Below are 267 nucleotides of genomic sequence, written 5' to 3'. Positions count from 1 at the left end.
ATGATTTGATCTTTAGTGATAGACATTTAAATTGTTCCTGAATATCAGAATAAGTTTATACGTAAGCGAATGCGTTAAAAAGATAACTGCGATTAAGCAGCTTCTTTCGCATCGCGTACAGCAGCCAGAGTACGAACCAGTTTGCCAGCCGAAGCTTCTTTCATGGTTGCCATCAGGCGTGCAATTGCTTCTTCGTAGGTCGGCAGAGTTGCCAGGCGGTCGATCTGAGACGCCGGGATCAGCTCACCTTCAAAGGCAGCGGCTTTG

General features: G+C 46.4%; 1 pseudogene. It reads right to left on the bottom strand.

Annotation, left to right across the window (positions count from 1 at the left end):
• Positions 1–92: 92 nt before the first annotated feature.
• Positions 93–267, bottom strand: a pseudogene (rplJ, locus tag SB756_RS30755) (50S ribosomal protein L10); the annotation flags it as partial.

Origin of the sequence: Pseudomonas sp. SIMBA_068, assembly GCF_046534705.1 — a bacterium.
Taxonomy (GTDB): Bacteria; Pseudomonadota; Gammaproteobacteria; order Pseudomonadales; family Pseudomonadaceae; genus Aquipseudomonas; species Aquipseudomonas putida.
The sequence above is the reverse complement of the archived record's forward strand: the minus strand, read 5'-3'. Positions and strand labels throughout refer to the sequence as shown.